This window comes from Tessaracoccus lapidicaptus (genome assembly GCF_001693815.1).
GTDB classification, from domain to species: domain Bacteria; phylum Actinomycetota; class Actinomycetes; order Propionibacteriales; family Propionibacteriaceae; genus Arachnia; species Arachnia lapidicapta.
Genome location: NZ_MBQD01000011.1, coordinates 355,494 through 377,046, shown reverse-complemented (window position 1 = coordinate 377,046; position 21,553 = coordinate 355,494). Strand labels below are relative to the sequence as shown.

Below are 21,553 nucleotides of genomic sequence, written 5' to 3'. Positions count from 1 at the left end.
CGACCCCTCCGCCGGCCTGCGCCACGGCCGTCCTAGAGTGGCCCGCGTGACCGAGATCACCAGCACCGTGACCGACACCGCCCTCATCTTCGAGGGCGGCGGCATGCGGGCCGCCTACTCCTCAGGCGTGCTGGCGGTCCTGCTCGAGGCGGGCATCCACTGCGACTGGGTCGGTGGCATCTCGGCGGGCTCGAGCTGCACGGTCAACTACGTGGCGCAGGACGCCGAGCGGGCGGAGCGGTCGTTCGTGGATTTCGCGGCGCACCCCGAGTTCGGGGACTGGCGGACGTGGCTCGCGGGCAAGGGCGTGTTCAACGCGGAGTGGATCTACGAGCAGACGTCGCTGCCTCACCAGGTGCTGCCGCTGGACTTCGACGCCTTCACCGGCAACCCGGCCCAGGTGCGCATCGGCGGCTTCCGGTGCAGCGACGGTGAGATGGTCTATTGGGGCCGCGACGACCTGGCGGACATGGCGGCGCTGATGAAGCGGGTGCGCGCGTCGTCGACGATGCCGCTGCTCATGCCGCTGACCACCATCGACGGCGTCGACTACTGCGACGGCGCCCTGGGTCCGACCGGCGGTTTCGCCCTTGACGCGGCGCGGGCCGATGGGTACGACCGCTTCATCGTGGTGATGACCCGGGAGCGCGGCTACCGCAAGCCGCCGGCCAGGTTCCCGGTGGCACACCGCGCCCTCTTCCGTCGCTACCCGGCGGTCGCCCGCGGCATCCTGCAGCGGCCCGCCAACTACAACCGGACCGTCGACGAGCTGCTCGAACTCGAGCGCGCGGGCCGCGCCTACCTCGTCTTCCCTGATCTCATGCCCATCCGCAACTCTGAGCGCCGGGTGCCGGTGCTCCGCTCGGTGTTCCAGGCCGGGCGCGCCCAGGCCGAGCGGGAGCTTCCCGCGATCCGGCGATTCGTCGGCGTCTGATTCGGCGCGATCGCGCCGAACGCACACCCCCGCCCGGCTGCAGCCGCCCCACAGGGGCTATTCCGGCACGATCTCGCCGGAATAGCTGGACTTCGTCGCCGGCGCGTGCTCTACTGGATCCAACCGGCACGATCGCGCCGGAGGAGGGGGCAGTGACCATTGATGGATCTCGCCGCGGTCGTCACCGAGCGCCGGAGAACGCTCGGCCTCACCCAACTCGATGCAGCTGACATGGCAGGCGTCTCGGAGCGGTTCGTCCGCGATGTCGAGGCCGGCAAACGATCCGTCCGACTCGACAAGGCGGAAGCGCTCCTGGCGGCCCTGGGCCTGCGACTCACCGCAACGGTGCAGCGATGAGCGCGGACGTCTACAAGGCCGGGACCCTGGCGGGCCGACTCACCGCGGTCGGAGCGGACACCAGGTTCGAGTATCTGGCGGCTTATAGCGGCCCTCCAGTCGCACTCACCCTCCCACTGGGCACGGTGGTCGACCGCCCCGGCCGCACACTGCCGCCCTACTTCACCAACCTCCTCCCGGAGGGACGCCGTCTCTCGGCGCTGCTGCGTGCGGTCAAGACGTCAGCGGACGACGAGTTGAGCCTCCTGCTTGCCGTCGGCTCGGACACGGTGGGAGACGTTCAGGTGCTGCCGTCCGGGACGGCGCCGGTTCCGGCCGAGCCGGTCATCGCCCCGGGGGCGACGCTGGATTTCGCGGCGCTCCTCAGGACGCACGGAATCGATCGGGTGTCCATCCCGGGAGCCCAGGACAAGCTGTCCTCGGGGATGATCACCCTTCCCGGCGCCGGTGTGGACGGGGCCCCGGCCTTCGTGAAGCTCACGCCCCCCGACTATCCCCACGCCGTCGAGAACGAGGCGTACTTCCTCCGGCTCGCCCGCAGGCTGAGGCTGCCGGTGGCCGAGGCGCGCCTCGTCACCGATGCCCGAGGGCTCTCCGGACTCCTCGTGCGGCGCTTCGACCGGGTGCCGGAGAGGGTCGCCGTCGAAGATGCCTGCCAGGTGATGGGCCGCTATCCCGCCGACAAGTACCTGCTCAGCACGGAGGACGTCGCTCTCGCCCTGGCTGCGGTGTGCGCCGCCCCTCAGGCGGCGCTGCGCAGTGTGTACCTGCAGGTGGTCTTCTCGTGGCTGATCGGCAACGGCGACCTGCACGCGAAGAACCTCGCCGTCCGCCAGGATCCCAGCGGCGAGTGGCGCATCGCGCCCATCTACGATGTGCTCAGCACGCTCCCCTACGGGGATCACACCACGGCGCTGACCATCGGCGGCCGGAGCGACGGACTCATCCGCCGGCACCTTCTGGCGTTCGGCACAGACATCGGGCTGCCCCTCCCCGTGGCCGAACGGGCTCTGCAGATCGCACTCCGCGCCACCGAGGGGCTCGACGAGGACCTCGCCGGAGGCACGTTGCCCTTCGACGACATGGCCGTCCGCACGCTGCGGCGGCAGCTAGCCCGACGGCGGCGCGATGCCGGGACCTGAGGACGCCGTCGCGTGGATCGCGGCCCCCCGCCAGTGCTGATACACTCGTCGGCGGTTCTGCGGATGTAGCTCAATGGTAGAGCCCTAGTCTTCCAAACTAGCTACGCGGGTTCGATTCCCGTCATCCGCTCGAGGCGCCGGAGCCCTTGTCAGACACATGTTCGGCAAGGGCTCCGGTCTCACTATCGGGGCGTAGCGTAGTGGCTAGCGCGCCTGCTTTGGGAGCAGGAGACCGCAGGTTCGAGTCCTGTCGCCCCGACCACGCACCGACGCGTCCAGACACGAAAGGCCCCCCATGTCCCAGCGCCGCCGCTACTGCTTCGAGCTCCAGGTCAAGCCGGACCGCATCGAGGAGTACAAGGAGCGCCACGCGGCCGTCTGGCCGGACATGCTCCGCGCGCTCAAGGCCTCCGGCTGGCACAACTACTCGCTGTTCATGCGCCCCGACGGTCTGCTCATCGGCTACGTCGAGTCCGACGACCTCGCCGCGGCCCAGGCCGCGATGGCGGCGACGGAGGTCAACGCGCGCTGGCAGGCCGAGATGGGCGAGTTCTTCGTCGACCTCGACGTCGCCCCCGACGAGGGCTTCGTGCTGCTGCAGGAAGTCTTCAACCTCGAGGACCAGCTCGCCGCGCTCGAGGACTGACCCTCAGATCGACAACCAGGCGACGTCGACCGGGTTCGGCGCCGCCGACAGCAGGCACAGGAGCCGGTTCTCGGCGGCCTGCGCGTAGGCGGCCAGCCGGATGCCGCGCTCCGACTCCCCCAGTCCCGCCGCGTACAGCTTGGCGAGCGCCACGTCGCTGCCCCTCAGCGGGCGGTCGTCGGTGCTGATCCGCCCGAAGCCGATCGCCGTGAACGCCGAGCGGCCCACCTCGTCGAAGTCCCCGATGGGCCACCCGCCGCCCGCGACATCGACCGGCGTCAGGCCGTGCAGCGCGAGCAGGATGCCGTCGAGGCGCGTCGGGCGCGCCAGGACCGCGGCGGCGGCGGCCGACGCCTCCCTCTCGACCGGCAGACCGAGCCGGTGGGCGAGGATCGCGGTGCACGCGGCCCACGCGGTGGGGCGGTCCTGGTAGTCGCCGATGACGCGGTCGACCGCGTCGAGCAGATCCTCCGACGTCCAGGAGTCGAGCATGTGCCGCACGGCGACGTAGGCCCAGACGTCGGTGCGCGGGCCACCGGCCATCAGCTCACCGCGGAGGACCGCCACGTCGCGGAACGCGCCGACCTCGACCTCGGTCCGGCCGCCGGGCCCCCACACCCCGACGCGCTCGAGCCCTGGCCTCGGGGTGACCATGAACTCCCCCTCCGCCTCGGCCAGGTCGGCCCCCTCTTCGACCGTGACGGTGCCGTCCGGGACGCTGAACTCGACGGCGTCGCCCACCGGGACATGCCGCACCCACGGCAGCCAGGTCTGCTCGACCGGCACCTCCAGCTCCTCGCCCGTCATGGCCTCGTACGTCCAGGCGGCCGACACCAGCTGTCGCGGGCGCAGCAGCGCGGGGTCCTCGAACAGGACGGCCTCGCCGAGGCCCTCGCCCGGGGCACACAGGCCGCGGCGCTGCGTCAGCATGCCCGGGCCGTCCGGCGCCGGCAGGACGATCTCGCCAGACGCACCCGCCAGCCACGACACGGGCTCCCGCGGACCCTCGACCCGCAGCACGGGCGCCGGCACCGCGACGATGTCCTCGGTCACCGACTCCAGCGACACCTCCAGGCGCACGCGCTGCCCGGAGCGCACCCGCACCCGGGCGACGACGCCGGCCTCGTGGTCGACGTCGACCCCCGCGACGTCCTCGGCAGGCCGGGGGTGGCCCCAGCCCTCGCCGAACTCGACGGTGAGTCGGCGCAGGCGCCCCTCGCCCCACAGCTCGAAGCCCCGCGCCGTCGGGCGCGACTCGAACGTTTCCTGGACGGCCCCGGTGAGTTCGGTCACCATCAGAGCGGTCCTCCCAGCACTGTCGGGCCGTCCGGATCCTGGGCCTGCGCGCCGGGAACCACGGCCCGCACGATCGACCCGTCCTCCCGGTTGGCGCCCAGCACCGGATGCCGGCCGTGCAAGGAGGCGAGCCTGGGGCCTTGCCCGTCCAACGGCACCCGCAGTGGTGTGCCGGGCTCCACCGTCACGTCCTGACCGCGCACGCTCACGGCCACCGGCTCGCCGACTTCGATCTCGAACGTGATGGCGGTGCGCTCCAGATGGACCCTGACCCGGGAGCCGCGGATCTGCAGGGGGAACCGGAGGCTGTCCCACTGGTCCGGCAGCCGGGGATCGAACGTGATACGCCCCCCGTGGTCGCGCAGGCCGCCGAACCCGTAGACCAGAGCCGTCCAGACGCCGCCCGTCGAGGCGATGTGCACACCGTCGCGCGCGTTTCCGTGCAGGTCGGCCAGGTCCACGAACAGGCCCGACAGGAAGTAGCGCATGGCCATGTCCTGGTAGCCCACCTCGGCGGCGACCACGGACTGCACCACGCCCGACAGGGTGGAGTCGCCCGTGGTGATCGGGTCGTAGTACTCGAAGTCGGCGCGCTTCTGCGCCGGGGTGAACTGGTCGCCCTGCAGGAAGAGCGCCAGCACGACGTCGGCCTGCTTGAGCACCTGGAAGCGGTAGATGACCAGCGGGTGGTAGTGGAGCAGCAGGGGCCGGTTCTCATCCGGGGTGTTCTCGAGGTCCCACAGCTCGGAGGCGAGGAACTGGGCGTCCTGCGGGTGGATGCCGAAGGTCTCGTCGAACAGGACGACCATCCCGTCGGCGCAGGCCTCCCACTCGTCGACCTCGGCCGGGTCGAGATTCAGCCGCGCGGCGAGCCTGCGGTAGACCTCCGCATCTGCCGTGGCCATCTCGCGCACCAGCGTCGCCGCGGCCCGCAGGTTGGCCCGGGCCATGACGTTGGTGAACATGTTGTTGTTGACGACGGTGGTGTACTCGTCGGGGCCGGTCACGCCGTGGATGTGGAACTGGTCCGTGCCGTCGGCGTCCTGTCGCCAGAACCCGAGGTCGGCCCACATGCGGGCGGTCTCGATCAGCACCTCGACGCCGTCGCGGTGCATGAACCCGGTGTCGCCCGTCAGGTCGCCGTACTTGGCGAAGGCGTAGGCCACGTCCGCGTCGATGTGGTACTGCGCGGTGCCGGCGGCGTAGTACGCCGAGGCCTCCTCACCGCTGATGGTCCGCCACGGGAACAGGGCGCCCCTCTGGGACAGCACGGCCGCCCGCTCCCGTGCCCGGGGCAGGAGGTTGACCCGGAACCGCAGGACGTTGCGCGCCACCCGCGGCGAGGTGTAGATGAGGAACGGCACCACGTAGATCTCGGTGTCCCAGAAGTACTGGCCCTCGTAGCCGGAGCCCGTCACGCCCTTGGCGGCGATTCCCAGTTGGTCGCTGCGGGCGGCGGCCTGCGCCAACTGGAACAGGCACCACCGGACCGCCTGCTGGACGGCGGGGTCGCCGTCGATGACGACGTCGGAGTCCCGCCAGAAGGTGTCCAGCCAGGCCTCCTGCTCGGCGTGGTAGTACTCGAATCCCTTGTCGCGGACGCGGTCCAGCGTCCGGCGGCACCGGTCGGACAGCTCCTCGGCCGGCACGCCCCGGGAGGTGTGGATGGCCACCGCCTTGCGCACCGTGATGGGGACGCCTTCCGCCGCCTCGACGCGGAAGACGTACTTGCCGATGTCCTCCTGCGTCGACGACAGGATCTCGACGGGATTGTCGGTCTCGACGGCGTGGTCGGCTCCCACCGCCAGCGTCATGCCCGAGCGTGCGGTCTGGTAGGTCAGCACCATGCGGGGGTCGTGCTCCCAGTGCAGCTGGGGCAGCAGCACGCGGCCGTTGAACGCCGACGAGCGGCGCGGGTCCCAGCCCTCGCCGGCCGCTGCCGGCCGCCGATAGTCGGTGTAGCCGTCCTGCCTGTTGACGATGAGGGAGTTGACCACGACGGGTGCCCCGCCGCCCGAGAGCACCGTCACCTCCAGCTCGTGGAGCACGACGTGGCGGTCGGTGAAGGAGACCATGCGCGAGGACCGGATCCGAACGCGCTTCCCGGCCGGCGTGCGCCACACCAGCGAGCGGGTGAGGCGGCCGCGGCGGAAGTCGACGGCGCGCTCGTAGGACTGTAGGTCGGCCACGGAGATCACGAAGGGTTCGTCGTCGACGTAGACCTTGAGCAGCGTGGTGTCGGGGACGTTGACGATCGTCTGTCCGGTCCGGGCGAAGCCGTAGGCCTCCTCGGCGTGCTTGATCGGCCACGTCTCGTGGAAGCCGTTGACGAAGGTGCCCGGCGAGTGGCTCGGCCGGCCCTCCTCCGTCGTGCCGCGGATCCCGATGTGGCCGTTCGCGACCGCGAAGAGGGTCTCGGTGAGGCCGTGGTCCTCGCCCGGCTCGGTCTCGACGAGCCGCCAGGTGTCGACCGGGAAGCGGTCCCGGTCCATGGGGTCGCCCGTGATGTCGCGGATCATCGCGCCGCCACCTCCGCCAGGTCGGACACGACGACGTGGGCGCCGGCGATGCGCAGCGCCTCGGCCCCCACGCCCCGGTCAACCCCGATCACCAGCCCGAAGCCCCCCGCCGCGCCCGCGGCGACGCCCGAGATGGCGTCCTCGACCACGACCGCCTGCGCCGGCGGCGCGCCCAGCAGCTGGGCGGCGCGGAGGAACGTGTCGGGGGCGGGCTTGCCGGCCAGCCCCTCGGCCTTCGCGAGCACCCCGTCGACGACGACGGGGAAGTGGCCGGCCAGCCCGGCGGCCTCGAGCACCGGCCGGGCGTTGCGCGAGGAGGACACGACGGCGAGCCGGTGGCCGTCGGCCGCCAGCTGCTCGACGAGCGCCACGGACCCCGCGTAGGGGGTCACCCCGTCGCGGGCGACGATGTGGGTGAAGGTGGCGTTCTTGCGGTTCCCGAGACCGCAGACCGTCTCGAGGCCCGGGTCGTCGTCGGGTGCGCCCTCCGGCAGGAGGATGCCGCGCGAGGCCAGGAAGTCGCGGACGCCGTCGTAGCGGGGCTTGCCGTCGACGTAGGCGAAGTAGTCCGCGTCGCCGTACGGCTCCTGCCCGGGCAGGCCGGCGAGGTAGCCGTTGAACATCTCGCTCCACGCCTTCATATGGACCTCGGCGGTCGGGGTGAGCACCCCGTCGAGATCGAACAGCACCGCGGTGTACGCGCCCCACTCCATGCGGACGAGCCTAGACCTGCGCGGCGGCCCGCGACCGGCGTTGGCACCGAGGACACCAGTAGAGGTTGCGTCCCTCGACCACGCGGGTCCGCACCGCGGTGCCGCACACCAGGCACGGCTGACCGGCCCGGCGGTAGACGTACACCTCGCCGCCGTGGCGGTCGACCCGCGCGTCCCGGCCCTGGGCCTCGGGGCCGTGCTCGACACGGACGGTGTCGATGCGGCCGTGCTCCACCGCGTACGCCATGAGGCCCACCAGGTCCGTCCAGATGAGGTCCCAGGTGCGCTGGTCGACACGGTTGCCGGGGACGTCGGGGTTGAGGCGGTGCCGGTACAGCACCTCCGCCCGGAAGATGTTGCCCACGCCCGCGGCCACCCGCTGGTCCATGAGGAGGGCCGCGAGCGACTTCGACGAGCGGCGCAGGCGGGCGAATCCCTTCGCGGGATCGGCGTCGGGGCGAAGCGGGTCGGGGCCGCTGGCCGCGACGACGGCGTCGCGCTCGTCGGGGGTGATGGTGCGGCACCACTGGGGCCCGCGCAGGTCGGCGGAGGTGATCCCGTCATGGATCCGCAGCCGCACCTGCCCCCGGGGAGGGGCCAACGGCTCGAGCTGGAGCTTCCCGATGAGGCCGAGGTGGATGTGCACGACGTCACCGGTGGCGAAGTCGACGAAGAGGTGCTTGCCGACGGCCTCGCCCCGTTCGAGGACGGCGCCGTCGAGTGGGGCGGCGTCGAAGCGCCCCTGCGGGGACGTGACCGAGACCGGGCGACCGCCGAAGGTCCCCGTCAGGGCGTCGGCGAGGCGATGGATGATGTGACCCTCGGGCATCGCCCCAGACTAGCCCGGGGCTACCATGCCCTCATGACTGAGGAGCATCCGCGGGAGTTCGGCCGCGACGGGGTGTCCGGCCTCGTGGACCGGGCACGCGCCATCCGCGCCCGGCTGCTCCCCCGGCGCACCGCGCCGCGCGACGAGCGGCGCCCGCCCGCCGCGCCCGGGAGGAACTAAGCCCGCGCCTCGTACGCGGCGAGTTGGTCGATGCGGCGCTGGTGCCGCTCGTCGCCGGAGAAGGGTGTCGTGAGGAACGTCTCGACGATGGCGTAGGCCTCGTCGAACGACTGCATCCGGCCGCCGAGGGCCACGATGTTGGCGTCGTTGTGCTGGCGCGCGAGCTCGGCCAACTCCGGCTTGTAGGCCAGGGCGGCGCGGATGCCGCGCACCTTGTTCGCGGCGATCTGCTCGCCGTTGCCGGAGCCGCCCAGGACGATGCCGAGCGCCCCGGGTTCGCCGGCCACGGCCTCCGCGCAGGGGATGATCAGCGGCGGGTAGTCGTCAAGCGCCTCGTACGTGTGGGCGCCGTGGTCGACGACGTCGTAGCCGGCGGCGCGGAGGCGGTCGACGAGGTGGTTCTTCAGCTCGAAGGCCGCATGGTCGGTGGCAATGTGGACACGCATGGGGGCAACTATTCCACCCCGGCCGGACCCCTGGCCAAGAGGGCCTCGAACCCGGACTCGTCGAGGATCCGCAGCCCCAGCTCCTCGGCCTTCGCCGCCTTCGAGCCGGCGTTCTCCCCCACGACGACGAAGTCGGTCTTCCGGCTGACCGACCCCGCGGCCTTGCCTCCGCGCGACAGGATGGCCTCCTTGGCCTCGTCGCGGCTGAAGCCCTGCAGCGAGCCGGTCACCACGACCGTGATCCCTTCCAGCGTGCGCGGAGCCGATTCGTCGACGTCGTCGGCCATCCGCACGCCGGCGGCCGCCCACGCCTCGACGATGTCGCGGTGCCAGTCCACGTCGAACCAGGCCTGGATCGATTCGGCGATCACCTGGCCCACACCGTCGGCGGAGGCGAGGTCCTCGACGGAGGCGGCGCGGATGGCGTCGAGCGAGCCGAACCGGGCCGCCAGCGAACGCGCCGCCGTGGGCCCGACGTGCCGGATGGACAGTGCCACCAGCACGCGCCACAGCGGCTGCGTCCTCACGGAGGCGAGGTTGGCCAGCAGGTTCTCCCCCTGCCGCGACAGCACACGCCCGTCCCGGATGCCCGTGGCCGGCGGGTCGGCGAGCTCGGCGGGCTTCGCCTGGCGGGTGTAGAGCTCGGTGCGGAGCAGGTCGTCGGCGGTGAGGCCGAACAGCGCCCCCTCGTCGGTCAACAGCCCCCGCGACAACAGTTCGCCGGCGCCCTCCCAGCCCAGCGCCTCGATGTCGAACGCCCCGCGCGACGCCAGCGCGAAGAGCCGCTCCCGCAGCTGGCTGGGGCAGGTCCGGGCGTTGGGGCAGCGGATGTCCTTGTCGCCCTCCTTCTCGGGCCGCAGTTCGGTCCCGCAGGACGGGCAGTGGGTGGGCATGACGAAGGCCCGCTCGGTGCCGTCGCGGAGCGCGACGACCGGTGCGACGATCTCGGGGATGACGTCGCCGGCCTTGCGCAGCACGACGGTGTCGCCGATGAGCACGCCCTTGCGCTCCACCTCGTAGGCGTTGTGCAGCGTGGCCATCTCGACGGTGGAGCCGCTGACGAACACCGGCTCCATGACGCCGTAGGGCGTGACGCGCCCGGTGCGGCCGACGTTGACGCGGATGTCGAGGAGCCTGGTGTTGACCTCCTCCGGCGGGTACTTGTACGCGATGGCCCAGCGCGGGGCGCGCGACGTGGCGCCGAGGCGCTCCTGCTCGTCCAGGTCGTCGACCTTGATGACGATGCCGTCGATCTCGTGGCTGAGGTCGTGGCGGTGGTCGCCGTGGTGGCGCACGAACGCGGTCACGTCGTCGGCGCCGGTCACGACGACGAACGTGTCGGGGACGGGCAGTCCCCACTCGCGCATGCGTGCGTAGGCCTCGCTCTGCGACCCGAACTCGACGCCCTCGACGGCGCCGACGCCGTGGACGAGCATGCGCAGTGGCCGGGCCGCGGTCACCTCGGGGTTCTTCTGCCGCAGCGAGCCGGCGGCGGCGTTGCGGGGGTTGGCGAAGGGCGCCTTGCCCGCGGCGACCAAGGCGGCGTTGAGGTCCTCGAAGCCCGCGACGGGGAAGAACACCTCGCCGCGGACCTCCAGCACCGCCGGGGCCTCGCCGCGCAGCCGGTGCGGCACCCCCTGCAGCGTGAGGACGTTGGGGGTGATGTCCTCGCCGACGCGACCGTCGCCGCGGGTGGCCGCGACCGCGAGCCGTCCGTCGAGGTACAGCAGGTTGACCGCCAGGCCGTCGATCTTGAGTTCGCACAGGTAGCGCTCGGCCGGGGTCCTGGCGAGCCACGCCGCGAGCTCCTCGTCGGAGAAGACGTTGTCCAGGCTCATCATGCGCCGGCGGTGTTCGATGGGCCGGAAGTCGGTGACCCGCGCCGCCCCGACCCGCTGGGTCACGGAGTCGGGCGTCACGAGGGAGGGGTGCGCGGCCTCCAGCGCCTCGAGCTCGCGCATGGCCTCGTCGTATTCGGCGTCCGACAGCGTCGGCGCCGCGGCGCCGTAATAGGCCTCCTGCGCCTCGGCCAGGAGTTGGTTGAGTTCGGTCCAGCGCCGCCTCAGCTCGGGCGAGGTCACCCCGGACTCGGCCTCGTCGTGCTCGCTCATGGCGCCCATCGTTCCACACGCCATCCGGCCCTGACACGGTCCAGGAGTCCGAAATCCCACGCGCGGGGGCCGGTACGCTCCAGAATGGGCCGCAGTGGCGCGCCGGTCCGCAGGGGGTACGGCGCCGAGACACCGACAGTAGGAGCAGCAGCATGGCTACGGCGAACATCACTCGCCTCGAGGCGGCGGACCGGTCCGCCGTCATCTCGACGGAGGCCTACCGGGTCACCGTCGACCTCCGGGGCCGCGAGGTCGCCGAGCCGGAGCGGCAGTTCCTGTCCACGACGGAACTCACGCTGACGGCGCACGGCGGCGACACGCACCTCGACCTCATCGCCGACGAGGTCCGCGAGGCCAGGCTCGACGGGGAGCCGTTCGACACGTCCGCGTTCGACGGCTACCGGCTGCCGCTGCCGCACCTGGAGGAGGGCCCGCACGAGGTCACGGTGGTGGCCGTGTGCCGCTACTCGAACTCCGGCGAGGGCCTGCACCGTTTCGTGGATCCCGCCGATGCACGCGTGTACCTGTACACGCAGTTCGAGGCGGCCGACGCCCGGCGCATGTACGCCACCGCCGAGCAGCCGGACCAGAAGGCGACCTTCCAGCTGACGGTGCTCGCCCCGATCGACTGGCTGGTGTTCACCAACGCCCCGAGCGTGGCCCCCAGCGATCTGGGCGACGGCTTCGGGCGCTTCGAGCACGCCCCGACGCCGCGCATCTCCACCTACATCACGGCCCTCGTGGCGGGCGAGTTCCACGTCCGGCGGGCGGTGCTGGACTCCGCCGCGGGCGAGGTCCCGGCGTCGGTGGCCTGTCGCCAGTCGCTGGCCGAGTACCTGGACTTCGACCGCATCATCACCACCACGCAGCGCGGCTTCGAGGTGTTCGAGACCGCGTTCGGGGTCGCGTACCCCTTCGGCACGTACGACCAGATCTTCGTGCCCGAGTTCAACGCCGGGGCCATGGAGAACGCCGGCTGCGTGACGTTCCGCGACGAGTACCTCTTCCGCTCCCGCGTCACCAGCCGCGAGTTGGACGCCCGCGACAACACGATCCTCCACGAGCTGGCCCACATGTGGTTCGGCGACCTGGTGACCATGCGCTGGTGGGACGACCTGTGGCTCAACGAGTCGTTCGCCGAGTGGGCCTCCCACTACGCTAACGACGAGATCGCCCGCCGCTACGACACCGGAGCCAACCCGTGGGCGTCGTTCAGCAACGAGCGCAAGGCGTGGGCCTATCTGCAGGATCAGCTGTCGACCACGCACCCGATCGCGGCCGACATGAGCGACCTGGAGAAGGTCGAGCAGAACTTCGACGGCATCACCTACGCCAAGGGCGCCTCGGTGCTCAAGCTGCTGGTGTCGCTGGTCGGCGAGGTGTCGTTCCTGGCCGGCGTCACGGAGTACTTCCGGGCCCACGCGTACGGCAACACGCAGCTCAGCGATCTGCTGACGCAGCTGGAGGCGGCCTCGGGGCGCGACCTCAGCTGGTTCTCGGCGCAGTGGCTGGAGACGTCGGGGGTCAACACGCTCGCGGCGGACTTCGACGTCGACGACGAGGGCCGCTTCACGCGGTTCGCCGTCGTGCAGACGGCCCATCCGGACTACCCGACGCTGCGCACGCACCGGCTCGGCATCGGGCTCTACCACCTCGACGACGAGGGCCGCCTCGAGCGTCGCGAGTACGTCGAGGCGGACATCGACGGGGAGTCGACCGAGATCCCGGAGCTCGTCGGCGTGGCCCGCGGGGACGTCGTGCTCCTCAACGACGGCGATCTCACGTACGCCAAGGTGCGCCTCGACGAGGCGTCGGCCGCGGCCCTGGTGGAGCACATCGGCGGGCTCACGGATCCGCTGGCGCGCGCCGTCACGTTCGCGGCGTTCTGGGAGATGACCCGGGACGCGCAGTTCCGGCCGCAGGACTATGTGGCCCTCGCCCTGGCCGCAATCCCCAGCGAGCACGACATGGCGGCGGTCTCCACGCTGCTGAACCAGGCAGTCATGGCCTCGCTGTCCTTCACGGCGCCCGAGCTGCGCGCCGACGCCAACGTGACGCTCGTCACCGGGCTGGCGCGGCTCCTCAAGGCGTCCGAGGCCGGTTCCGACGCGCAGGTGCTCATCGCGAAGGCGCTCATCGCGTCGGTCCGCAGCTCCGAGGGGGTGGCGCTCCTCAAGGGTTGGCTCGTCGATGAGGAGGTGCCCGAGGGGCTCGCCATCGACACCGGGATGCGGTGGGCGATCACGTCGGCGCTGGCGAAGCTGGGCGCGATCGGCGAGGACGAGATCGCCGCGGAACTCGAGCGGGATCGCACGTCCGCCGGCGCCGAGCAGGCGGCCGGCGCGGCGGCGTCGCTGCCTGACGCGGAGACGAAGATGGCGGCCTGGGTGCGGGCGACCGACGACCCGTCGGTGCCGAACGAGACGCACCGCGCGATCTGTATGGGGTTCTGGCGCTACGGCCAGGACGAGGTGTTGGAGCCCTACCCGGCCGCGTATCTCGACCTCCTCGGCCGGATCTCACGCCGGGAGGGCACCTGGGCGGACCGCGGCTACGCCGCGATCGGGACGGCGCTGCGCTGGCTGTTCCCCCAGCCGCTCGCCGACGACGCCCTCGTCGCGACCGTCGCGGCGTGGCTCGAGGACAACGAGCCCAGCGAGCAGGTGCGCCGCACCGTCACCGAACGGCTGGACGAGGCGCGGCGCGCGCTGCGGGTGCAGGAGGTCAGCCGAGGCTGACCTGCGCTCAGGCCCGGTGCACCCGCTCCACGTCGGTGCCCCGGGCCTCGTCGCGCTGGCGGCGCGCCAGCTTCGGGCCGAACGCCAGCAGCGCGATGACCGCGCCCAGCGCCAGCGGGCCCACGATGGTCAGCATGACGAGCGTCAGGTCCGACACGGGCTCCGGCTGGGGCCAGCCGGGCAGGACCTCGAGAGGGAGCAGATTCATGCGGGCAAGCGTAACCGACGAGACGGCCGTAGGGCAGACGTCCCGCGGCCGATCCGGCAGGGTGCGGTAGATTGCCTCCGACCCACGGGAGGTGCGATGGAACAGGCCCCACGGACGGTGCTCACCGCCGACGAGATGGCGTGGACGTTGACCCGGATGACCCACGAGATCCTTGAGCGGAACCAGGGGTCGGAGGGGGTGGTGCTCCTTGGCATCCTCACCCGCGGCGCCCCGCTCGCTGACCGGATCGCGCGGATCGCGGCCGAGCAGGGGCACGAGCTGGCCGTCGGACGGCTGGACATCACGATGTACCGCGACGATCTGCGCGCCAACCCCACCCGCCCCGTCGGCCGCACGGTGCTCCCCCGCTCGATCGACGACGCCGTCGTCGTGCTGGTCGACGACGTCCTCTACTCGGGCCGCACGGTGCAGGCCGCGCTGCACGCGCTGGCCGACCTGGGTCGGCCGCGCGCCATCCAGCTCGCCGCCCTGATCGACCGCGGGCTGCGGGAACTGCCCATCCAGGCGGACGTCGTCGGCAGGCAGCTGCCGACGGCCCGCGACGAGCGCGTCCGCGTCGCGGTACGCGAGACCGACGGCGAGGACCTCGTCACGATCGAACGGACCGGCCGGTGAAGCACCTCCTCAGCATCGCGGATCTCAGCGTCGACGAGATCCGCTCCATCCTGGACCTGGCCGAGGAGATGCACGACGTGCAGTCGCGGCCGGTGAAGAAGCTGCCTGCCCTGCGCGGCCGCACGGTCGTCAACCTGTTCTTCGAGGACTCGACGCGGACGCGGTCGTCGTTCGAGCTGGCCGCGAAGTGGCTCTCGGCGGACGCCATCAACGTGTCGGCGAAGGGGTCGTCGGTGTCGAAGGGCGAGTCGATGCGCGACACGCTCCTGACGCTGGACGCCATGGGGGTCGACGCGATCATCATGCGCCACGCGGGGTCCGGCGCGGTGCGGCAGGCCGCCGGCTGGGTGCGGGCGTCGATGGTCAACGCGGGCGACGGCATGCACGAGCACCCCACGCAGGCGCTGCTGGACGCCCACGCCATCCGGCGGCACCTCGCCCGCCACGACCTGGGCGACATCTCCGGCAAGCGCGTCGCGATCACCGGCGACCTGCTGCACTCACGCGTGGTGCGCAGCAACGTGCTGCTGATGGCCAAGCTCGGCGCCTCCGTCGTGCTCGTGGCGCCGCCGACGCTCCTGCCGCCCGGGGTTGAGACGTGGGGCGTCGACGTCACGCACGACTTCGATTCGGTGCTGGCGGAGGTGGACGTCGCGATGATGCTGCGCGTGCAGCGCGAGCGCATGCAGGGAGGGTTCTTCCCGTCCGAGCGCGAGTACATCGACGGCTACGGGCTCACCCCGCGGCGCCTGGCGCTGCTCAAGGACGGCGCGTGCATCGCGCACCCCGGCCCCATGAACCGGGGACTGGAGATCTCGTCGGCCGCCGCCGACGCCGCCCGCTCGATCATCCTCGACCAGGTCTCGTCCGGTGTCGCGGTGCGGATGAGCGTGCTCTACCACCTGCTCGCCGGAGAGGACCAGTCATGACGGCCTACGTACTCAGCGGGGTGTCCCTGCCCGACGGTGCCACCACGGACCTGCACGTGGCCGACGGTCACCTCGTCGACGAGGCGCCCTCGGGCGCCGAGCGCGTCGACTGCTCCGGGCTCCTGGCGCTGCCCGGGCTCGTCGACGTCCACACCCACCTGAGGGAGCCTGGCCGCGAGGACGCCGAGACCGTCGCCAGCGGCGCGCGGGCCGCAGCCCGCGGCGGGTTCACGGCCGTCCTGGCGATGGCCAACACGCAGCCGGTCACCGACACCGCGGAGAAGGCCGAGCACATCCATGACCTCGGCCTCGCGGCCGGGGTCGTCGACGTGCAGGTCATCGGCGCCATCACCAAGGGGCTGCGCGGCGAGGAGCTGGCCGAGCTCGGCCTCATGCACCGCTCCCGCGCCGGCGTCACGATGTTCTCCGACGACGGCATGTGCGTGCAGGACGCGTCGCTGATGCGCAAGGCGCTCGAGTGGGTGCGGCCGTTCGACGGCGTCATCGCCCAGCACTCGCAGGAGGCCACGCTCGCCGGCCCCGGCGCGTGCTGCCACGAGGGCGAACTGTCCGGCCGGCTCGGGCTGGGCGGCTGGCCGCCGGTCGCGGAGTCGGTGATCATCGCCCGCGATGTCATGCTCGCCGAGGCGACGGGGTCGCGGCTGCACGTGTGTCACATCACCACCGCGGAGGGCGTCGAGGTGGTCCGTTGGGCCAAGGCACGCGGCATCAACGTGACCGCCGAGGTCACGCCGCACCACCTGCTCCTCGGCACCGAGGAACTCGTCGACTACGACACCGTCTACAAGGTCAACCCGCCGCTGCGCACCTCGGAACACATCGAGGCGCTACGCGCGGCGCTGGCCGACGGCACCATCGACGCCGTCGCCACGGACCACGCCCCGCACGCGCCCCAGGACAAGGACCACGCCTTCGTCGATGCCCGACCCGGCATGCTGGGCCTTGAGCAGGCGTTGTCCGTGGTGATCGAGACCATGGTCAAGCCCGGCCGGCTGGACTGGGCCGGTGTTGCGGACCGGATGAGCCACACGCCCGCGCGGATCGCGCGGCTTGCTGGGCACGGCCGACCGCTCGCCGTCGGAGAGCCGGCGAACCTCGTGCTGGTGGACCCCGAGCGGATGGGCACGGTGGACCGCGACGCGTCGGCGTCGCTCAGCCGCAACAACCCCTACCACGGCCGGCTCCTGCCGGACCCGGTGGTGGCGACGTACCTGCGCGGCCGGGAGACCTACCGCCGGGCGTAGGAGTCCCGGCGGTAGGACGGGGTCAGCCGGCGCAGTGCACCGACATGAGGATGGTCTTGGGCGTCATCTTGGCGCCGGGGTGCGCCGCGCGGCCGTTCTGGATGGCCTCGGCGGGCATGACTCGAGAGTACGTCGAGCCGCGACGATTGTCCAGGGTTTGTTCAAGGTTTCTCATGGGGTCTTACCGCTCCCAGGCTCTCCACGATTCGAAGAGAGGCTTGAGCCTGCTTCGAGGGTCAACGCTCGAATCAGGCGAATATCGACGAGTTCGGTCGTCGAGCCATGGATCAGGCTCATCCAGGCCTCGCGAGCGGGCGGAACCGGGGCGGATGAAGCCGCCACCCCGGCGGGAGCGCCCGGGCGGCTCTAGTCTCACTCCATGAGGCTGCACTATCGGTCCCCGCGCGGATGGCTCAACGACCCCCACGGCGTCATCCACCGCGCGGACGGCTACCACGTGTTCCACCAGCACGCGCCCGAGACCCTCGACTGGGGCCTCGGCATCGAGTGGGGACACGCCATCGGCGACGACCTGTTCAGCCTGCGCTACGCGGGCCCCGCGATCCAGCCCGGCGACGGCGACGACGGCATCTGGACCGGCTGCATCGTCGAGGACGACCTAGGCCCGCTGGCGTACTACACCTCCGCGCGACAGCCCGTCCTCGGACTCGCCTCGGTCCGCACCGCGCGTCCCCGCGACACCGCCCTGACGTCTTGGGACAAGGGCGACGTCGTCGTCACCGCGCCCGCCGGATTGGGCATCAGGGACTTCCGCGACCCCTTCGTGCTCCGCGACGGCGACGTGTGGCGCATGATGGTCGGCTCCGACTCCGCGTCCGGGCACGCCATGATGCACGGCTTCGTCTCCACCGACGGCGAGAGCTGGGCCTACGACGGCGTCGCGCTCAGCCGGCACCGCGACGAGACCGACGGGGTCTGGATGGGCGCACTGTGGGAGTGCCCACAGGTCATCGAGGTGGACGGTTCCTGGGTGATGCTCACCTCCGTGTGGGAGGCCGGCAGGCTGCACTACGCGGGCTACGCCGTCGGCGAGTTCGCGGGCGGCCGGTTCACCCCGCGCGCCTGGGGCCGCCTCACCTACGGCACCTACTACGCCCCGACCGTCTTCCGCGACGCCGCGGGCCGGCCGTGCATGATGGCCTGGCTGCGCGAGGTGCGCGGGGAGGACTGGACCGGCTGCCTGTCGCTGCCCTACGTGCTGCGGGTCGACGGCGACCGCCTCCTCGCCGAGCCGCACCCGGACCTCGACGCGCACGCCGAGCCGGGCACGGCTGAGCGCTACACCTGGCTGCCCGAGGGGCTGCTCGAGCTGACCGACACCGCGACGCTCGAGCTCGACGGCGACGTCCTCCGCCTGGTCACGCCGTCGCTGACCGCGGAGCTGCCCCACGACGGAGGCCCCGTGGAGGTCGTCCTCGACGACGAGGTGGTCGAGGTGCGCGGAGGGCGCGGCCTCCTCGGTGGGCCGGCCCGCTGACGGCCTACTCCACGTGGCCGGCGGCGAGCAGGCGCCGGATGTCGATGCGGTGCATCGACAACAGCTCCGCCGCCACGTGACCGCCCCAGACGGGGTGTGACAACAGGCTCGGCAGCTCCGCCGGGACGATCTGCCAGGACACGCCGAACTCATCGCGCAGCCACCCGCAGGCCTGCTGCTCCCCCGCCTCGCCGATCAGCGCGTCGGTGAAGGTGTCGATATGTTCCTGGGTGTCACAGGGCACCTGGAACGAGATGGCCTCGCTGGGCGCGACCCGCGCGCCGTTCATGGCCGTGAAGTGGCAGCCCAGGACCGTGAACTCGACGGCGAGGACGTTGCCGTCGGGGCCGCGGTGCACCGTCGGGGTGGGGCCGCCGAAGATCTCGGTGTAGCGGTCCGCGGCCCGCTCGGCCTCAGTGGCGAACCAGAGCGTCGTCGTCAGGTGCATGGCGGGTCCAATCACTGGGATGGCCGGGGCCTCCAATTCTGCCCGATAGGCTCGGGCGGTACGAGAGTCGCGGAAGAAGGGACGAGACGGATATGTCTGAGGCGCAGCTGGCCAACGTCGGCGTGATCGGGATGGCGGTGATGGGATCCAACCTGGCCCGCAACCTCGCCCGCAACGGGCACCGGGTCGCGGTCTACAACCGGACCACCGCCAAGACGGACGCCGTGATCGCCGAGCACGGCCACGAGGGCGATTTCCGCCCCGCCGCGGAGCTGGCCGACTTCGTCGCCTCGCTCGAGCGCCCCCGCCGCATCATCATCATGGTCAAGGCGGGCGCCGGCACCGACGCCACCATCGACTCGCTCCTCCCCCTCCTCGACGAGGGCGACATCGTCGTCGACGGCGGCAACGCGTTCTTCGAGGACACCAGGCGCCGCGAGGAGAAGCTCCGCGGACTCGGGTTCCACTTCGTCGGCGCCGGCATCTCCGGCGGTGAGGTCGGGGCGCTCGAGGGGCCGTCGATCATGCCCGGCGGGTCGGCCGAGTCCTACGAGGCCCTCGGACCCATCCTGGAGTCGATCTCGGCCAAGGTCGACGGCGAGCCGTGCTGCACCTACATCGGCACCGACGGCGCGGGCCACTTCGTCAAGATGGTGCACAACGGCATCGAGTACGCCGACATGCAGTTCATCGGCGAGGCCTACGAACTGCTCAAGGCCCTCGGCCTCAGCCACGAGGAGATGGCCGACACCTTCGCCGCCTGGAACGAGGGCGACCTCGACTCCTACCTCATCGAGATCACCTCCGAGGTGCTGCGCAAGGTTGACCCGGCCACGGGCGGCCCGCTCGTGGAGGTCATCGTCGACGCCGCCGGCATGAAGGGCACCGGCACGTGGACGGTCCAATCGGCGCTCGAGCTCGGCACCCCGGTCAACACGATCGCGGAGTCGGTGTTCGCGCGCGCGATCTCGTCGTCGCCGGAGCTGCGGCGCGCGGCGCAAGCCGCGCTGCACGGCCCCGCCGGGACCATCGGCGTCGAGGACCGGGCACGGTTCCTCGACCAGATCCGGCAGGCGCTGTGGGCGAGCAAGGTCGTCGCGTACGCCCAGGGGCTCGACGAGATCCGCATGGCGGCTGACGAGTACGGCTGGGACATCAACGTGGGCGAGGTGGCCAAGATCTGGCGCGGCGGCTGCATCATCCGCGCCAAGCTGCTGGAGCGCATCCGCTCGGAGTACGCGGCGGGCCAGCTCACCACGCTGCTCGAGGCGCCGTCGGTGGCGGCGGGGCTGGCCGACGCGCAGGACGCGTGGCGCACCGTCGTGGCGGAGGCGGTGCGCGGCGGCGTGCCGGTGCCGGGCTTCTCGGCCGCGTTGGCGCACTACGACCAGGCCCGCGCCCCGCGCCTGAACGCCGCCCTGACGCAGGGGCTGCGTGACTACTTCGGCGCCCACACCTACCGGCGCGTCGACCGCGAGGGGACGTTCCACGTCAACTGGTCCACCGACGGCGCCGAGGTGGAGGCGACCGACAGCCACTGAGCCACGTCGAGTGTGAGTCTCGTGGTGGTACGCACCCGCGAGACTCACACTGGGATGGCGAAACGGGCGGTGTTGTCAGGAGCGGGAGAAGTGTCGTCCCTACAGCGCGCACTGCTTGTCCGATGACGGCCGACGGCGGAGGGTGGCCCCATGCGCCCACGGCAGAAACTCCCCGACTCCTTGACCGCTCTCGCCGCCCGTCAGGCCGGCGTCCTGTCCGCCGCGCAGCTCACAGCAGCTGGGGTCAGCCCTGATGTTCGGCGACGATTCCGGCAGGGCTGGATCACCATCGCCCCCAAGCTCTATCTGCTGGAAGGAACAACGTTCGAAGCTGCCCTGTGGGTGGGGGTGCTGCGCGGCGGAAGCTCGGCTGCGATCAGCGGCGCCGCGGCCTGCTACCTGCACGGCTTCCTCCGAGACACTCCAGGGAGGGTGACGGTCTGGACGCTTCAACAGCGGAGTCCCCTGGACGTGGCGTCTATCCAGGTGCGCTTCCGGCGGGGCGATCGACGCGGACGCGGGGCACCAAGCCGGACCTCTCCCGAGGAGGTGGCCTTGTGCGACCTCGCGGACGAGAGCGACGAGACCACGACGGTATCGGCCGTGGCATCGGCACTGGCGAACCGCCGCACTACCCCGTCACGGCTACTTGAGACGCTGAGGATCAAGGGGCCTACGCGCCACTCGAGCACCCTCAGTCGTCTTGTCAGCCATGCCAACAGCGGCATCGAGAGCGCACTTGAGTGGCGGTTCCACACCAGGGTTCTGGAGCCCCACCGGCTTCCCGTGCCTCGCCGTCAGGAATGGACACACTCAGGCAGAGTCGACGGCGTCTACCCCGCGGAGGGACTCTTCGTGGAATTGGACGGCATGCGTGACCACACGAACTGGTCGAAAGACATGTGGCGCGACAATGAGCACGCGCTGCGCCTCGGCGCGGTGACTCTGCGGTACGGATGGTGGGCGGTCGAAACGAGCCCCTGTGCGGTGGCCGCCCAACTCGCCGCCGCCCTGTCGGCCCGAGGGTGGACTGGAACCGTGTCACGCTGCCGCGCCTGCCCCACCGATTCTCCAGTGTGACTTTCGTGGGTGACTACAGCCAAGAAACCCTCACCGG

20 protein-coding genes and 2 tRNA genes are annotated in these 21,553 nt (G+C 71.5%); 14 read left to right on the top strand and 8 right to left on the bottom strand.

The features are described 5' to 3' along the window. Window positions 1-46: 46 nt before the first annotated feature. The 6 genes from BCR15_RS05055 (at window position 47) to BCR15_RS05030 (ending at window position 3,079) form a co-directional block, all read left to right on the top strand. On the top strand, window positions 47-934 hold the full coding sequence (locus BCR15_RS05055; RefSeq protein ID WP_068751017.1) for a patatin-like phospholipase family protein: 888 nt from the start codon (window positions 47-49) through the stop codon (window positions 932-934). 162 nt (window positions 935-1,096) lie between these two features. Next, window positions 1,097-1,291, top strand: a complete 195-nt coding sequence (locus tag BCR15_RS05050) for a helix-turn-helix domain-containing protein (protein ID WP_068751015.1) — start codon at window positions 1,097-1,099, stop codon at window positions 1,289-1,291. Continuing rightward, a complete protein-coding gene (locus BCR15_RS05045) occupies window positions 1,288-2,433 on the top strand; it encodes a type II toxin-antitoxin system HipA family toxin (protein WP_068751013.1) in 1,146 nt (381 codons plus the stop codon). Before BCR15_RS05050 ends, BCR15_RS05045 begins: the two co-directional genes overlap by 4 nt. Window positions 2,434-2,492: 59 nt before the next feature. Continuing rightward, window positions 2,493-2,563 (top strand) — tRNA-Gly (locus tag BCR15_RS05040). A gap of 56 nt (window positions 2,564-2,619) precedes the next feature. After that, a tRNA-Pro gene (locus BCR15_RS05035) sits at window positions 2,620-2,695 on the top strand. A gap of 33 nt (window positions 2,696-2,728) precedes the next feature. After that, entirely contained in the window at window positions 2,729-3,079 is a 351-nt protein-coding gene (locus tag BCR15_RS05030; protein ID WP_068751011.1) for an L-rhamnose mutarotase, read from the top strand. A 3-nt stretch (window positions 3,080-3,082) separates the two neighbouring features. Here the strand turns inward: BCR15_RS05030 and BCR15_RS05025 are convergent, their stop codons facing one another. From BCR15_RS05025 to BCR15_RS05010, 4 genes are read right to left on the bottom strand one after another with little or no spacing between them, the layout of a single operon-like run. Further along, a complete protein-coding gene (locus tag BCR15_RS05025) occupies window positions 3,083-4,375 on the bottom strand; it encodes a hypothetical protein (RefSeq protein ID WP_068751009.1) in 1,293 nt (430 codons plus the stop codon). Beyond that, window positions 4,375-6,894, bottom strand: a complete 2,520-nt coding sequence (locus BCR15_RS05020; protein ID WP_068751007.1) for a glycoside hydrolase family 65 protein — start codon at window positions 6,892-6,894, stop codon at window positions 4,375-4,377. The genes BCR15_RS05025 and BCR15_RS05020 overlap by 1 nt, the downstream gene beginning before the upstream one ends. Then, window positions 6,891-7,607: an HAD family hydrolase gene (locus BCR15_RS05015; RefSeq protein WP_068751005.1), complete on the bottom strand. Its 717-nt coding sequence runs from the start codon at window positions 7,605-7,607 to the stop codon at window positions 6,891-6,893. Before BCR15_RS05015 ends, BCR15_RS05020 begins: the two co-directional genes overlap by 4 nt. Window positions 7,608-7,617: 10 nt before the next feature. Further along, entirely contained in the window at window positions 7,618-8,436 is an 819-nt protein-coding gene (locus BCR15_RS05010) for an Fpg/Nei family DNA glycosylase (protein ID WP_068751003.1), read from the bottom strand. A gap of 33 nt (window positions 8,437-8,469) precedes the next feature. Between BCR15_RS05010 and BCR15_RS14895 the strand changes: the two genes are divergently transcribed. Further along, window positions 8,470-8,616 (top strand): hypothetical protein, encoded by a 147-nt coding sequence (locus tag BCR15_RS14895; protein WP_153302373.1) that lies wholly within the window; start codon window positions 8,470-8,472, stop codon window positions 8,614-8,616. On the opposite strand, the gene BCR15_RS05005 is transcribed toward BCR15_RS14895, so the two are convergent. Both BCR15_RS05005 and ligA read right to left on the bottom strand, forming a co-directional pair. Beyond that, complete coding sequence (locus BCR15_RS05005; protein WP_068751001.1) at window positions 8,613-9,062, bottom strand: ribose-5-phosphate isomerase; 450 nt, start codon at window positions 9,060-9,062, stop codon at window positions 8,613-8,615. The two genes, BCR15_RS14895 and BCR15_RS05005, sit on opposite strands and share 4 nt — an antisense overlap. 8 nt (window positions 9,063-9,070) lie before the next feature. After that, window positions 9,071-11,173 carry an NAD-dependent DNA ligase LigA gene (gene ligA / locus BCR15_RS05000; protein WP_068750999.1) on the bottom strand — a complete coding sequence of 701 codons (2,103 nt, stop codon included), beginning with the start codon at window positions 11,171-11,173 and terminating at the stop codon, window positions 9,071-9,073. A gap of 152 nt (window positions 11,174-11,325) precedes the next feature. Between ligA and pepN the strand changes: the two genes are divergently transcribed. Beyond that, on the top strand, window positions 11,326-13,911 hold the full coding sequence (gene pepN, locus BCR15_RS04995) for an aminopeptidase N (protein WP_068750997.1): 2,586 nt from the start codon (window positions 11,326-11,328) through the stop codon (window positions 13,909-13,911). 7 nt (window positions 13,912-13,918) lie between these two features. On the opposite strand, the gene BCR15_RS04990 is transcribed toward pepN, so the two are convergent. Next, the gene (locus tag BCR15_RS04990; protein ID WP_068750995.1) at window positions 13,919-14,119 is read right to left on the bottom strand and encodes a hypothetical protein; all 201 of its coding nucleotides are present in this window, start codon (window positions 14,117-14,119) and stop codon (window positions 13,919-13,921) included. Between the two features lie 96 nt (window positions 14,120-14,215). Between BCR15_RS04990 and pyrR the strand changes: the two genes are divergently transcribed. The 4 genes from pyrR (at window position 14,216) to BCR15_RS04970 (ending at window position 18,447) form a co-directional block, all read left to right on the top strand. Then, on the top strand, window positions 14,216-14,755 hold the full coding sequence (pyrR, locus tag BCR15_RS04985; protein WP_068750993.1) for a bifunctional pyr operon transcriptional regulator/uracil phosphoribosyltransferase PyrR: 540 nt from the start codon (window positions 14,216-14,218) through the stop codon (window positions 14,753-14,755). Then, window positions 14,752-15,684 (top strand): aspartate carbamoyltransferase catalytic subunit, encoded by a 933-nt coding sequence (locus BCR15_RS04980; protein ID WP_068750990.1) that lies wholly within the window; start codon window positions 14,752-14,754, stop codon window positions 15,682-15,684. The genes pyrR and BCR15_RS04980 overlap by 4 nt, the downstream gene beginning before the upstream one ends. Continuing rightward, entirely contained in the window at window positions 15,681-16,949 is a 1,269-nt protein-coding gene (locus BCR15_RS04975; RefSeq protein WP_068750988.1) for a dihydroorotase, read from the top strand. Before BCR15_RS04980 ends, BCR15_RS04975 begins: the two co-directional genes overlap by 4 nt. A 379-nt stretch (window positions 16,950-17,328) precedes the next feature. After that, window positions 17,329-18,447 (top strand): glycoside hydrolase family 32 protein, encoded by a 1,119-nt coding sequence (locus BCR15_RS04970; protein ID WP_068750986.1) that lies wholly within the window; start codon window positions 17,329-17,331, stop codon window positions 18,445-18,447. 4 nt (window positions 18,448-18,451) lie between these two features. Here BCR15_RS04970 and BCR15_RS04965 read toward each other — a convergent pair whose 3' ends face one another. After that, the gene (locus BCR15_RS04965; protein ID WP_068750984.1) at window positions 18,452-18,895 is read right to left on the bottom strand and encodes a VOC family protein; all 444 of its coding nucleotides are present in this window, start codon (window positions 18,893-18,895) and stop codon (window positions 18,452-18,454) included. A 92-nt stretch (window positions 18,896-18,987) separates the two neighbouring features. Here BCR15_RS04965 and gnd point away from each other — a divergent pair, with 92 nt between their 5' ends. Both gnd and BCR15_RS04955 read left to right on the top strand, forming a co-directional pair. Further along, window positions 18,988-20,436: an NADP-dependent phosphogluconate dehydrogenase gene (gene gnd, locus BCR15_RS04960; RefSeq protein WP_068750982.1), complete on the top strand. Its 1,449-nt coding sequence runs from the start codon at window positions 18,988-18,990 to the stop codon at window positions 20,434-20,436. 150 nt (window positions 20,437-20,586) lie between these two features. After that, the gene (locus BCR15_RS04955) at window positions 20,587-21,516 is read left to right on the top strand and encodes a type IV toxin-antitoxin system AbiEi family antitoxin domain-containing protein (protein WP_068750979.1); all 930 of its coding nucleotides are present in this window, start codon (window positions 20,587-20,589) and stop codon (window positions 21,514-21,516) included. Window positions 21,517-21,553 lie beyond the last annotated feature (37 nt).

What these genes read in the sequence shown, in the direction of transcription:
- gnd (WP_068750982.1), top strand. Translation starts at nt 18,988, where the DNA reads ATGTCTGAGGCGCAGCTGGCCAACGTCGGCGTGATCGGGATGGCGGTG.
- BCR15_RS04955 (WP_068750979.1), top strand. Translation starts at nt 20,587, where the DNA reads ATGCGCCCACGGCAGAAACTCCCCGACTCCTTGACCGCTCTCGCCGCC.
- BCR15_RS05050 (WP_068751015.1), top strand. Translation starts at nt 1,097, where the DNA reads ATGGATCTCGCCGCGGTCGTCACCGAGCGCCGGAGAACGCTCGGCCTC.
- BCR15_RS04975 (WP_068750988.1), top strand. Translation starts at nt 15,681, where the DNA reads ATGACGGCCTACGTACTCAGCGGGGTGTCCCTGCCCGACGGTGCCACC.
- BCR15_RS05030 (WP_068751011.1), top strand. Translation starts at nt 2,729, where the DNA reads ATGTCCCAGCGCCGCCGCTACTGCTTCGAGCTCCAGGTCAAGCCGGAC.
- pepN (WP_068750997.1), top strand. Translation starts at nt 11,326, where the DNA reads ATGGCTACGGCGAACATCACTCGCCTCGAGGCGGCGGACCGGTCCGCC.
- BCR15_RS05005 (WP_068751001.1), bottom strand. Translation starts at nt 9,062, where the DNA reads ATGCGTGTCCACATTGCCACCGACCATGCGGCCTTCGAGCTGAAGAAC.
- BCR15_RS05045 (WP_068751013.1), top strand. Translation starts at nt 1,288, where the DNA reads ATGAGCGCGGACGTCTACAAGGCCGGGACCCTGGCGGGCCGACTCACC.
- BCR15_RS05025 (WP_068751009.1), bottom strand. Translation starts at nt 4,375, where the DNA reads ATGGTGACCGAACTCACCGGGGCCGTCCAGGAAACGTTCGAGTCGCGC.
- pyrR (WP_068750993.1), top strand. Translation starts at nt 14,216, where the DNA reads ATGGAACAGGCCCCACGGACGGTGCTCACCGCCGACGAGATGGCGTGG.
- BCR15_RS04965 (WP_068750984.1), bottom strand. Translation starts at nt 18,895, where the DNA reads ATGCACCTGACGACGACGCTCTGGTTCGCCACTGAGGCCGAGCGGGCC.
- BCR15_RS04990 (WP_068750995.1), bottom strand. Translation starts at nt 14,119, where the DNA reads ATGAATCTGCTCCCTCTCGAGGTCCTGCCCGGCTGGCCCCAGCCGGAG.
- ligA (WP_068750999.1), bottom strand. Translation starts at nt 11,173, where the DNA reads ATGAGCGAGCACGACGAGGCCGAGTCCGGGGTGACCTCGCCCGAGCTG.
- BCR15_RS05020 (WP_068751007.1), bottom strand. Translation starts at nt 6,894, where the DNA reads ATGATCCGCGACATCACGGGCGACCCCATGGACCGGGACCGCTTCCCG.
- BCR15_RS05010 (WP_068751003.1), bottom strand. Translation starts at nt 8,436, where the DNA reads ATGCCCGAGGGTCACATCATCCATCGCCTCGCCGACGCCCTGACGGGG.
- BCR15_RS05015 (WP_068751005.1), bottom strand. Translation starts at nt 7,607, where the DNA reads ATGGAGTGGGGCGCGTACACCGCGGTGCTGTTCGATCTCGACGGGGTG.
- BCR15_RS14895 (WP_153302373.1), top strand. Translation starts at nt 8,470, where the DNA reads ATGACTGAGGAGCATCCGCGGGAGTTCGGCCGCGACGGGGTGTCCGGC.
- BCR15_RS04970 (WP_068750986.1), top strand. Translation starts at nt 17,329, where the DNA reads ATGAGGCTGCACTATCGGTCCCCGCGCGGATGGCTCAACGACCCCCAC.